11 protein-coding genes and 1 tRNA gene are annotated in these 11,442 nt (G+C 33.3%); 4 read left to right on the forward strand and 8 right to left on the reverse strand.

The window, feature by feature from the left end:
• Nucleotides 1-17: 17 nt before the first annotated feature.
• From HYN56_RS24900 to hisS, 5 genes are all read right to left on the reverse strand, one after another.
• The gene (locus tag HYN56_RS24900; RefSeq protein ID WP_109194668.1) at nt 18-962 is read right to left on the reverse strand and encodes an ABC transporter ATP-binding protein; all 945 of its coding nucleotides are present in this window, start codon (nt 960-962) and stop codon (nt 18-20) included.
• 160 nt (nt 963-1,122) lie between these two features.
• The gene (gene dnaJ, locus HYN56_RS24905; RefSeq protein ID WP_109194669.1) at nt 1,123-2,229 is read right to left on the reverse strand and encodes a molecular chaperone DnaJ; all 1,107 of its coding nucleotides are present in this window, start codon (nt 2,227-2,229) and stop codon (nt 1,123-1,125) included.
• A gap of 73 nt (nt 2,230-2,302) precedes the next feature.
• Nucleotides 2,303-2,881 (reverse strand): nucleotide exchange factor GrpE, encoded by a 579-nt coding sequence (locus HYN56_RS24910; protein WP_109194670.1) that lies wholly within the window; start codon nt 2,879-2,881, stop codon nt 2,303-2,305.
• Nucleotides 2,882-3,362: 481 nt separating this feature from the next.
• Nucleotides 3,363-3,433: transfer RNA gene (locus HYN56_RS24920), tRNA-Trp, on the reverse strand.
• A 288-nt stretch (nt 3,434-3,721) separates the two neighbouring features.
• Complete coding sequence (gene hisS, locus HYN56_RS24925; RefSeq protein ID WP_109194672.1) at nt 3,722-5,149, reverse strand: histidine--tRNA ligase; 1,428 nt, start codon at nt 5,147-5,149, stop codon at nt 3,722-3,724.
• A gap of 180 nt (nt 5,150-5,329) precedes the next feature.
• Here hisS and HYN56_RS24930 point away from each other — a divergent pair, with 180 nt between their 5' ends.
• Nucleotides 5,330-6,574 (forward strand): ABC transporter permease, encoded by a 1,245-nt coding sequence (locus tag HYN56_RS24930; RefSeq protein WP_167398351.1) that lies wholly within the window; start codon nt 5,330-5,332, stop codon nt 6,572-6,574.
• A 187-nt stretch (nt 6,575-6,761) separates the two neighbouring features.
• Here the strand turns inward: HYN56_RS24930 and prmC are convergent, their stop codons facing one another.
• A complete protein-coding gene (gene prmC, locus HYN56_RS24935) occupies nt 6,762-7,628 on the reverse strand; it encodes a peptide chain release factor N(5)-glutamine methyltransferase (protein WP_109194674.1) in 867 nt (288 codons plus the stop codon).
• Between the two features lie 86 nt (nt 7,629-7,714).
• Nucleotides 7,715-8,200 (reverse strand): GNAT family N-acetyltransferase, encoded by a 486-nt coding sequence (locus HYN56_RS24940; protein WP_109194675.1) that lies wholly within the window; start codon nt 8,198-8,200, stop codon nt 7,715-7,717.
• 131 nt (nt 8,201-8,331) lie between these two features.
• Between HYN56_RS24940 and ribD the strand changes: the two genes are divergently transcribed.
• From ribD to HYN56_RS24955, 3 genes are all read left to right on the forward strand, one after another.
• Nucleotides 8,332-9,381, forward strand: coding sequence for a bifunctional diaminohydroxyphosphoribosylaminopyrimidine deaminase/5-amino-6-(5-phosphoribosylamino)uracil reductase RibD (gene ribD, locus HYN56_RS24945; RefSeq protein WP_109194676.1), 1,050 nt, complete (start codon nt 8,332-8,334; stop codon nt 9,379-9,381).
• Entirely contained in the window at nt 9,374-9,976 is a 603-nt protein-coding gene (locus tag HYN56_RS24950) for an HAD family hydrolase (protein WP_109194677.1), read from the forward strand. Before ribD ends, HYN56_RS24950 begins: the two co-directional genes overlap by 8 nt.
• Nucleotides 9,977-10,184: 208 nt before the next feature.
• On the forward strand, nt 10,185-10,817 hold the full coding sequence (locus HYN56_RS24955) for an IMPACT family protein (RefSeq protein ID WP_109194678.1): 633 nt from the start codon (nt 10,185-10,187) through the stop codon (nt 10,815-10,817).
• A 24-nt stretch (nt 10,818-10,841) separates the two neighbouring features.
• Here the strand turns inward: HYN56_RS24955 and HYN56_RS24960 are convergent, their stop codons facing one another.
• The gene (locus HYN56_RS24960) at nt 10,842-11,255 is read right to left on the reverse strand and encodes an acyl-CoA thioesterase (RefSeq protein ID WP_091492281.1); all 414 of its coding nucleotides are present in this window, start codon (nt 11,253-11,255) and stop codon (nt 10,842-10,844) included.
• Nucleotides 11,256-11,442 lie beyond the last annotated feature (187 nt).

Consider the following 11,442-nt stretch of genomic DNA (forward strand, 5'->3'; position numbering starts at 1 on the left):
AATTTGGAATTTGGAATTTAATTATTGGAATTTAATTTTTTGTTTTCAGTAACGGTTTGAATAAAAATATCGTTTATGCTTGGAATTTTCTCAACAAAATGTGTTACTTGTCCGCGCTGTGTTAAGACATTTAATAATTCGTTTGGCGTCGCATTTCCAATTTCGATATTCAATTTTAAATCATCATTTAAGGATTTAAAATTAGCAGGTGAAACAGTGAATTTTTGTGTAATGTCATACATCAAGCCTTCAACATTACCGGTCAAAATTCCAACTTCAAAACTATTGCTTCTAAATTGACGTTTTACGTCTGCTACCTTACCTTCAATCAATTTATTCGACTTATGGATTAAAGCGATATGCTCACACATTTCTTCAACACTTTCCATTCTGTGCGTCGAGAAAATAATCGTAGAACCTTGCTCTTTTAAAGCTAAAATTTCATCTTTAATGATATTTGCATTTACAGGATCAAAGCCTGAAAAAGGTTCATCCAGAATCAACAACTTAGGTTTATGCAAAACACAAACTACAAACTGAATTTTCTGTGCCATTCCTTTGGAAAGTTCCTGAATTTTCTTGTTCCACCAGCCCTGAATTCCCAAACGATCAAACCAATAATCCAGCTGTTTTTTAGCTTCAGCTTTAGAAAGCCCTTTCATTTGCGCCAAATACAAACATTGCTCTCCTACTTTCATAGAACTATACAAACCTCTTTCTTCCGGAAGATATCCAATAGTCTGTACGTGTTTTGGCTGTAGTTTTTCTCCATCCAAAATTACTTCGCCACTGTCCGGCAATGTAATTTGATTGATGATTCTGATAAGGGAAGTTTTTCCGGCTCCATTGGGACCTAAAAGTCCATATATACTGCCTTTTGGCACATTTAATGAAACTTCGTTAAGCGCTACATAATCGCCGTATTGTTTTACGACATTATGTACTTCAAGTAAGTTACTCATGCTATTTTGTTGATTTACTGCGTTGCTTTGTCCATGTTGACTCAGCGACTGTAAAAGTAAATAATTCGAAATGAATTTATGTCATATTAAGCAAAAAACCCATTCCAATTTGTGTTTAGAATGGGTTTTTATATTATTCAAACTTTTAAAAAAGTTTCGATTATGAGAACATATCTTTTACTTTTTCAAAGAATGATTTCTCTGATTTCTCCGGACTTGGAGTAAAATGCTCATTGTTTAAAGCATTTTCAAAGAATTGTTTTTGTTCTTTGTTTAAAGTTTTTGGAGTCCAAACATTTACGTGAACCAATAAATCTCCGCTTCCGTAACCGTTTAAACTTGGAATTCCTTTTCCTTTTAATCTTAAGATTTTTCCAGACTGAATTCCTTCTTCCAGTTTAATACGTACTTTTCCGTTAATTGCTTCAATATCTTTTGATGCTCCTAAAACGGCTTCCGGAAAACTGATATATAAATCAAAGTGAACATTTTCACCTTCACGTTTCAGGAACTCGTGCTCAATTTCTTCAATTGCAACAATTAAATCACCTGGAATACTGTTTCCTGGTGCATCGTTACCTTTATTAGCCACTTTTAACTGCATTCCGTCAACAACCCCAGCAGGAATTTTAATTGATACGGTTTCGTCTTCCTGAACCATTCCTTGTGCATCTGCCTCAGAAGGTCTTTTATCTAAAATCTGACCAGAACCACCACAAGTAGGACAAGTTGACGCAGACTGCATTCTTCCTAAAATGGTATTGGTTACACGCATAACCTGACCCTGACCGTTACAAGTGGTACAAGTTTTATAGGTTACGCCTTTAGCCTGAACTTTACGTTTTACTTTTACTTTTTTCTCTACTCCATTTGCAATTTCTTCCAAGGTCAATTTTACTTTAATTCGAAGATTGCTTCCTTTTGCACGACGAGGACCTCCGCCTCCGCCTCCGAAACCGCCAAATCCGCCACCAAAAATATCACCAAACTGGCTGAAAATGTCATCCATATTCATACCACCATGACCGCCAAATCCTCCGGAACCATCAAATGCCTGATGCCCGTATTGATCGTATTTCGCTTTTTTCTGTGGATCACTCAAAACTTCATAAGCTTCTGCCGCTAATTTGAAGTTTTCTTCTGCCTCTTTGTCGCCCGGGTTTTTATCAGGGTGGTATTTTAGAGCGCTTTTTCTGTACGCTTTTTTAATTTCGGCAGCATCAGCATTTTTTGAAATGCCTAGTATTTCGTAAAAATCTTTTTTCATAATTTAGGTTAAATTCCAAATCTAAAACTCCAAATTCCAATTAGAGAACTGAATTTCAGAATTTTATTAGCTTTTAGTTTCCAACAACAACTTTAGGGAAACGAATAATTTTGTCTCCTAATTTGTATCCTTTTTCAATTACATCAACAATTTTCCCTTTTAATTTGTCAGACGGAGCCGGAATTTGGGTAATTGCCTCAGCAACATCAGCATTAAATGCATCGCCTGCCTGTATTTCAACTTGCTCTAAACCTTTAGAAACTAAAGTGCTTTTTAATTTTTCGTGAATTAATTCAACACCTTTTTTCAAGTTTTCATCATCAGATTTGTTGATTTCTACAGCTGCTCTATCAAAATCATCTAAAACCGGAAGCATCGCTAATAAAACTTCCTGGTTTGCCGTTTTAAATAATTCAAGACGCTCTTTTGAAGTTCTTTTTTTGTAATTTTCAAATTCAGCGAATAATCTCAAAAACTTATCTTTTTCTTTAGCTAAGTCCTGAGCTAGTTGCTCTTCAACACTTAATTCTTCAACAATTAATTGCTCTCCATTAGCGTTAGTCTCTATCGTTGCATCATCTAATTCCTGATCGAATTCTGTATTTTCCGTAGTCATATTACTTTTATTTTTAAAAATATTTTTAAACTTCATTTTTTATTTCTTTTTGTTGGATTGCAAAAGTACTGCCAAATCTTATAAAATGTCAAATTGTCACTTTATTAGTTATGAGACTTTTAAAATCCAAAAGTAGTCAATTAAAATTTAGTATAATTTTAAGACTATTACGTTATAGTTTATTTTATCTTTGAGAGTGAAAAACAAAAATCATTACCACCAAAATTGAATTTAAGGGTTGGCTTAGGCCTCAAAATAATTATTAATTCAAATTTACCTTATATTAAAAAAAGCTTCGCCTATAGAGACGAAGCTTTTTTTTATGTTTTCTTCATCTTTAAATTCATTAATAACAAAAAATTTACCGCAAAGAACGCAGAGTTTTTTTTCACTCTTGAGCTTTATAAAAAATCAAAGTTCGCAAAGCTTTATATGAATAGCTTTGCGAACTTTGTGTTTTTCAAAAGTATTTTAAGATAAAAAACCTTGCGTTCTTTGCGGTAAAATATTTTTTTAGCACGGGCGGAGGGATTCGAACCCCCATCAACGGTTTTGGAGACCGCTATTCTACCCTTGAACTACGCCCGTAACTTAAGGTCGGCAAATTAAGAGTTTTTTTTCTTCTCTGGCAACTATTTCTTGCAGAGATTTTAAAAGAAATTCCTTTGAACACGAGATGTCCGAAGCAAAAACCTTTATTTCAAATAGTTAACCTATATTTTTATTTCACGCAGATTTTAAAAAAAAATTAGGCAGATTAGAGCAGATTATTTTATATAAAATCAAATTAAATCTGCTTTAATCTGCCGAATCTGCGTGAAACACAAAAATCCTTTAAATCTGTATAAGCTGTGGCAAAACCTTAGTTTCAAATAGTTAATCTAATAAAGCACTTTTCAATCCTTCGAAATCTACAGAAACCTGCTCTCCTGTCACTAAATTTTTAAGTGCATACGAATTTGAAGCAATTTCCTGATCACCCACAATTACTGCAAACGGAATCAAACGTTTATCTGCATATTGAAATTGTTTCCCCACTTTTACGTTATCTGGATACAATTCTACTTTTATATTTTCCTGTCTTAATTGCTGAATTGCTTTTGAAGCATATAAAGCTTCTTTATCTCCAAAATTTAAAAATATTGCTTTTGAAGTCGCTGCTACTGTTTCAGGAAACAAGTTTAATTCTTCCAAAACTAAATAAATTCTGTCCAGACCAAAAGAAATTCCGACACCGCTCATATTTTTTAAACCAAAAATGCCCGTCAAATCGTCGTATCTTCCGCCTCCGCCAATAGAACCAATTGAAACCGTTTTAGGAGCTGCAACTTCAAAGATAGCCCCAGTATAGTAATTTAATCCACGAGCCAAAGTCACATCCAAATCTAAAATTGCAGTTGACAACCCTAAATCGGCAACATTGTCACAAATGAATTTCAATTCTTCAACCCCTTTCATTCCTTCTTCAGATGAAGCTAATAATGCTGAAAGCTGGTTGATTTTATCAGCGAAAGTTCCAGAAAAACTAAAAAGTGGTTGTACTTTAACCAATGCTTCTTCCGAAATTCCTTTTTCAATCATTTCTTTTTTAACACCGTCTTCTCCAATTTTATCCAATTTATCAAGCGCAACGGTGAAATCGATTAATTTATCTGAAGCACCAATAACCTCAGCAATTCCAGACAATATTTTTCTATTGTTGATTTTAATGGTAACACCTTCTAATCCTAAAGCCGTAAAAACAGTATCATATAACTGCACCAACTCAACTTCCTGCCAAAGTGACTTAGACCCCACAACATCGGCATCACATTGAAAAAATTCTCTGTAACGGCCTTTTTGTGGACGATCTGCTCTCCAAACCGGCTGAATTTGATATCTTTTGAAAGGAAATTCAATTTCGTTTTGGTGCTGCACCACATATCTTGCAAAAGGCACAGTTAAATCATAACGTAATGCTTTTTCTGAAATTCTTCCTGTAAATTTATTCAGTTCAATTCTTTGCTCCAGGCTAATTGTTTCAGCAGAATTAGTTTGAAGTGCCTCCAAAGATTCCGGTAATTCAATTTTACTTTTATTGAAGAAAAAATTCCCTGAATTCAATATTTTAAAAATAAGACGATCTCCTTCTTCTCCATATTTTCCCATCAAAGTATCTGAATTTTCAAACGAAGGAGTTTCTATCGGCTGAAAGCCAAATTTTTCAAAATTAGTTCTTATCGTCTGAATAATATATTGACGTTTTGACACCTCTGCAGGTGAAAAATCTCTTGTTCCTTGTGGAATACTTGGTTTTGAAGCCATCTTCTTTATTTTAGATTGTTGATTTTAGATTTTAGATTCCTTGAAATCTTTTTTCTAAAATTCCTTAACATTATTTCTTTTTAACTTAAATCGCCTGCAAATATCTTACTTTTTAGAATAAATAATAGCACATCGAAAGCAAACTTGTAACAAAAAACGTATTTTCGTGACAAATTGGTCATGATGCTAAAATTATTTAAAGAAAATATCCGAATTGCGTTTGGTTCCATCAAAACACAATTACTGCGTACTATTCTTACCGTTTTAATTATTGCTATTGGTATTACCGCTTTAGTTGGAATTCTTACCGTAGTTTCTGCGTTAGAGAATACTATTTCTACCAATTTTGCTTCAATGGGAGCAAACACTTTCAATATTAATCAATACGAAAATAATGTTCGTAATCGTGGCGGAAAAGAACGTGAAGTGATTAATCCAATTATTTCCTATCCTGAAGCGGTCGCTTTTAAAAACAAATACAAATATCCATTTACAGAAACTTCGCTTTCTTTTACAGCAACTTCAAAAGCAGAAGTAAAATATTTAGACACCAAAACAGATCCAGAGATTACAGTTGTTGGTGTCGATGAACACTTTATAAACAATTCTGGTCTAGAAACGACTTTGGGGCGTTCTTTTAATCAATTTGACATTGAAAATAATACGTATTCCTGTATTGTAGGTTCTGATTTTGAAAAAGGACTTTTGAAAGATGTAAACCCGATAGACAAAATCATTTCCATTCGTGGTGCACGATTTAAAGTTATTGGCGTTTTAAAAGAAAAAGGATCCACTTTTGGAAACAGTCAAGATTTACGTGTCCTCATTCCAATTCAGGTTGCAAGATCATTATTTACGGCTCCAAACATTAATTATACAGTTAGTGTCATGGTTTCAAAAAAAGAACTTTTGGACGAAGCTGTTGATAATGCAACAAGCACCATGAGAAGAGTTCGTAAACTGAGCCCGGTTCGTGATAATAATTTTGGCATTGGGCGAAGCGACGATTTAATCAACCGCATTTTAGGAATTACCAAATATTTGGGCTGGGCAGCCTGGATTATCTCCGTAATTACCATTTTAGGATCTTCTATCGCTTTGATGAATATTATGATTGTTTCGGTTACAGAACGCACCCGTGAAATTGGTGTCCGTAAAGCTTTGGGAGCAAAAAGGTCAACTGTAGCTTTTCAGTTTTTTATCGAAACTTTATTGATTGGACAAATTGGCGGTTTGGTTGGAATCTTTCTTGGAATACTTCTAGGTTTCGGAATAGCAACTGCAATGAGCTTTGTCTTTGTAATTCCTTGGATGGCCATTTTTGCCGCGTTTGCAACTAGTTTCTGTGTAGCGTTGGTTTCTGGTTTATATCCGGCAATTAAGGCTTCTAAATTAGATCCGATTGAGGCGTTGCGTTACGAATAATTGTTTGAAGCAGAAATAATCGGTTCAAAAGAACGACCTGTCCCGCTATCCGTTTCAATCTTTTGTATTGAACCCCAATACAAAAGGATTTCCACTTCTATCGGGGCTAGATTAGACGTTTCATTTTTTCAATAATTTTCTTTTGCTAAACATCTATTGTATTAAAAACAATACTGCTCAAATATACCTACAAGGTTTTGGAAACCTTGCAGGAAATCATACGATCGTTGTCGTAAATATCTTTTCGTAATTCTACATTTTTAAAATCCATATTTTCTAATAAATCGGTCATTTCTTTCCCAAGATATTGATTGATTTCAAAATATAGTTTTCCGGTTCCAAAAAGAGCTTTTCTCGCTAGTTCAGCAATTTTTCGATAGAAAATCAAAGCATCAGTATCCTCTACAAAAAGTGCTAAATGTGGTTCGTAATCCAGAACATTTTTCTTGATTTCTACTTTTTCCAGATTGCGGACATAAGGCGGATTCGAAACAATAACATCAAACTGACATCTTAATTCTTCTTCTCTTAGAATATCCAGCAATACAAAAGTCACATCAACATTATTTCTGACTGCATTTCTTTTAGCCGTTTCAATTGCTTTTTTAGAAACATCAATCGCGACAACTTCTGCATTAGGTATATTTTTAGCCAAAGAAATAGCAATACAACCGCTTCCTGTTCCTATATCCAGGATTTTTATTTTTTTAGATTTCTCTGAACCTGCATTTTCATTAATAATCCATTCCACCAATTCTTCGGTTTCCGGTCTTGGAATTAAAACATTTTCATTTACTTCGAAATCCAAACCGTAAAAATGTGTTTTACCCAGTAAATACTGAATTGGAACTTCTTTCTTTAAATGTTTCACTAATTCATCCCATATAACAAAGTCATTCTCTTCAAATGCCAGTTCATGGTTTAATGCTAAGTCAATCTGACGAAGCTTATGTTTCTCTTCCAGAATTAAATAAAAAAAACTCTCCGCTTCGTACGCATCGTAAAAAGGCGATAATTCTTTAATAAATTGAGTGCGGTATTGTTTAATTTTCATTTCAATTTTTTGAACATTATATTATCAGTCCAAACTGATTTTTAACTTTAAATAAGTCTCGTTCATTAAGATTTGTTACAACTTTTTTACAAAACTTTCAACATCCATACCGGACAAGAATTATGCCCAGTGCAACCTAACGGAGCATCTAAATATTCAAAACCTGATTTTTTATACAGCTTTTGCGCGGCATGCATAAAAGGCATCGTTTCGATATAACATTTTTCAAAACCAAAAGCTCTTGCTTGCTCCAGACATTTTTCCATCATTTTGGTTCCAATTCCTAAACCGCGTGTTTTCGGAAGAAAATACATTTTTTGCAATTCACAAATAGCTGAATCTCCATTTTCCAAAGGCGCAATTCCGGCACAACCTACAATTTCCCCATCATTTTCAACCACAAAATAAGCCGATTTTGCTTTACCATATTCCTCAAACATAAAATCCAAACAAGGGTCTTCGTATGCAGTTCCTACTTTTGGAATTTCCATTTCGTCAAAAACAGATCTAATCAAACTCGCAACTGACTGATTGTCTTCTTTTTCAATTGCTCGTATAAGCCAATTTACCATTTTTTTTATTCTAAATTATTATCAATACAAAAGTATACATAGTTTTTCGATACTATTATAACTAACTGTATTGTTTCACAACTTAAGCATTTTCAGTTAGGGATAAATTCAAAAATAACTACTTTTGCACTGTGAATATACATGAAAAATACATAAAACGCTGTATAGAACTGGCACAAAATGGGCTTGGAACAACATATCCGAACCCAATGGTTGGAAGCGTAATCGTCTACGAAGGTAAAATCATTGGTGAAGGCTGGCACAAAAAAGCCGGTGAACCACATGCGGAAGTAAATGCCGTGAAATCTGTAAAAGATAAATCTCTTTTAAAAAAAGCTACAATTTATGTAAGCTTAGAACCTTGCAGTCATTTTGGAAAAACACCTCCTTGTTGTGATTTGATTATTGCAAATGAAATTCCGAATGTTGTTGTTGGAACAGTTGATCCAAATGAAAAAGTAGCAGGAAAAGGAATTCTAAAATTAATCGAAGCTGGCGCAAATGTCACAGTTGGAGTTTTAGAAGATGAATGCAACGAACTCAATAAGCGCTTTTTTACTTTTCATCAGAAGAAAAGACCTTATATCATTTTGAAATGGGCAGAAAGTCAGGACGGATTTTTAGCTCCTGAAAAAGTTTCAGATCAGGAACGAAAACCAATTTGGATTACAAATCAATATTCAAGACAATTGGTTCATAAATGGAGAACTGAAGAGCAGGCCATTTTAGTAGGAACACAAACTGTTGTCGATGATAATCCGAAATTAAATGCAAGAGATTGGAGCGGGAATAATCCTGCAAGAGTGATTGTAGATCGTCATAACCGAATTAATCCAGACAGTTTTGTTTTTGATAATTCTGTTAAAACCATTGTTTTTGTTAGTGAGAATATAAAATCATCAACTGAAAACACTCAGTTTGAAATAATCGATTTTAACAAAAATATCATGCCACAGATTTTGGAAGTTTTGTATCAAAATCAAATTCAGTCTATAATAATTGAAGGCGGAAGACAGACTTTACAATCTTTTATTGATGAAAATCTTTGGGATGAAGCTCGTGTTTTCAGAGGAAAATCAATTTTCAAGAATGGAACAAAAGCACCAATTATTTCAAAAAAAGAAATTATAAAAACCAATATTTTAAGTGACGAATTAACACAGATTAGAAATCATGATTGACGCTATAATTTTTGACTTTGGTGACATTTTTATCAATTTGGACAAACAAGCTACTATTTCCGGTCTGCAAAAATTAGGAATGACAGAATGGAATGCAGACTTTGACCAACTCAATTTTTCGTTTGAAGTCGGAGGCATTTCGCCGGAAGATTTTATTGGCGGTTTTCAGACACAACTGCCTAATGCTTCCAAAGAAGAAATCCTTAAAGCATGGAATGCTGTATTGGCAGATTTTCCTTTTTACCGTTTGGAGTTTCTTCAGGAATTATCAAAAAAATATCGTCTGTTCTTATTAAGTAATACCGACTCTATTCACATCAATACTTTTGAACAGAAAAGCGGTATTTCTTTCTATAAAGATTTTTATGCTTGTTTTGAGAAAGTATATTTTTCATTTGAAATGGGATTAAGAAAACCTGATCCAAAAATTTATCAAACTCTTTTAGACAATCATAATCTAATTCCGGAAAACACTTTGTTTGTCGACGATAAAAAAGAAAATACAGACAGCGCTGCTGCTTTAGGAATCAAAGTTTGGAATCTACAAGTTGGGAAAGAAGATGTTGTAGATTTATTTAGCAAAGGATTATTATAAAAAAATATTTTAGCCACTCCCGATAGCTATCGGGATATACTAATTAATAAAGGATTCAAAAATATGTTGCCACGAATTACACAAATTTCCATTAATTAAACTGGTTTAAAAATTAAAACTAAAATTCGCGGAAATTTGTGTAATTAGTGGCAAAAAAAATCTTTTAAATCCATTAAATCTGTGGCCAAAAAAATTAAAAGCTTAACATTTGGAAATCAACGATACTTATCAAACTATTGCAACTGCATCTCAAGAAATACTGTTCAAGGAAAAAGGCAGTAAATTCTTTGGCTACGCATTTCCGATAGATCATGAAGATGAAGTAAAACCCATTATTGAAGACCTCAAAAAACAACATCCGCATGCTGTACATTATTGTTATGCTTATCAATTAGGAGTTGGAAATAAAATCTCTTATCGCGCTAATGATGATGGAGAACCTAGTAATACAGCCGGAGCTCCAATTTACGGTCAGATACAATCTTTTGGTGTAACTAACGTTTTGGTTGTAGTAGTTCGGATTTTTGGAGGTGTAAAATTAGGAGTTGGTGGTTTGATTGCAGCTTACAGAACTACAGCACAACAGACATTAGAAGTTTGTGAAATTGTAGAAAAAACTATTGATGTCGAATTTTTAATTTCTTTTGATTACAAAAACATGAATAAAGTAATGCGGGTTATCAAAGAAAAAAAATTAGAAATAACATCACAGGAAATGGAAATAGATGAAAATTCAGGACTGCCAATTGGCAAAATTGTGACCAAAACACGAAAAAAAAATGCCGAAGCAGTGTTCAGCATTTTTGATTTAATGTTCGAAATTGATATTAAAATTATATAAATTAACACAAAAACAAACGTCATTTTAACACTTTTCTTCAAGTGATTTGAATATGTCTAAAATGTATTCCGGAGGGGCAGTTGGACGACCTGTTTTTAACGCGACAAATACCAAAATAAACGTGGCAGTTGTTAATAACTCATTTGACTCATTATAGATTGCGCAGTCAAATTCAATCTTAACCGAAGAGTGACTTTTGAAAGTGGTATGAATTGTTAAAAGTTCATCATATCTTGCCGATTTTTTGTAATTGATATTCATGTTGACAATTGGAAGACCAATTCCGCTTTCTTCCATGCTTTTATACGAAACCCCTTTATTTCTAAGCCATTCCACGCGTCCAATTTCAAAATAAGGCACATAATTTCCGTGATAAACGACTCCCATTTGGTCGGTTTCTGAGTAACGAACTCTTACTTGAGTTTGATGATTTTTCATTTATAAAATATTAAAAAAATTCGAATTTAAAAAGCCCTATTACAACTTTTTTTTATAAAATTAGATACCAAAATATTTTTTTTTACAGAAATTTGTTCACATATTTGTTATCCCGAAATAAGGAATAAAATCGCTCCTTTTTTATTAGGAGAATCTTTATCAATAATATAAAAATTTATTTGAATCT

Source organism: Flavobacterium crocinum (assembly GCF_003122385.1).
Lineage (GTDB): Bacteria > Bacteroidota > Bacteroidia > Flavobacteriales > Flavobacteriaceae > Flavobacterium > Flavobacterium crocinum.

Bases quoted from the DNA above. Each gene is read 5' to 3' on its own strand.
- HYN56_RS24940 (WP_109194675.1), bottom strand. From the start codon at position 8,200: ATGGTAAATTGGCTTATACGAGCAATTGAAAAAGAAGACAATCAGTCA.
- HYN56_RS24930 (WP_167398351.1), top strand. From the start codon at position 5,330: ATGATGCTAAAATTATTTAAAGAAAATATCCGAATTGCGTTTGGTTCC.
- HYN56_RS24950 (WP_109194677.1), top strand. From the start codon at position 9,374: ATGATTGACGCTATAATTTTTGACTTTGGTGACATTTTTATCAATTTG.
- hisS (WP_109194672.1), bottom strand. From the start codon at position 5,149: ATGGCTTCAAAACCAAGTATTCCACAAGGAACAAGAGATTTTTCACCT.
- prmC (WP_109194674.1), bottom strand. From the start codon at position 7,628: ATGAAAATTAAACAATACCGCACTCAATTTATTAAAGAATTATCGCCT.
- HYN56_RS24960 (WP_091492281.1), bottom strand. From the start codon at position 11,255: ATGAAAAATCATCAAACTCAAGTAAGAGTTCGTTACTCAGAAACCGAC.
- HYN56_RS24900 (WP_109194668.1), bottom strand. From the start codon at position 962: ATGAGTAACTTACTTGAAGTACATAATGTCGTAAAACAATACGGCGAT.
- HYN56_RS24910 (WP_109194670.1), bottom strand. From the start codon at position 2,881: ATGAAGTTTAAAAATATTTTTAAAAATAAAAGTAATATGACTACGGAA.
- dnaJ (WP_109194669.1), bottom strand. From the start codon at position 2,229: ATGAAAAAAGATTTTTACGAAATACTAGGCATTTCAAAAAATGCTGAT.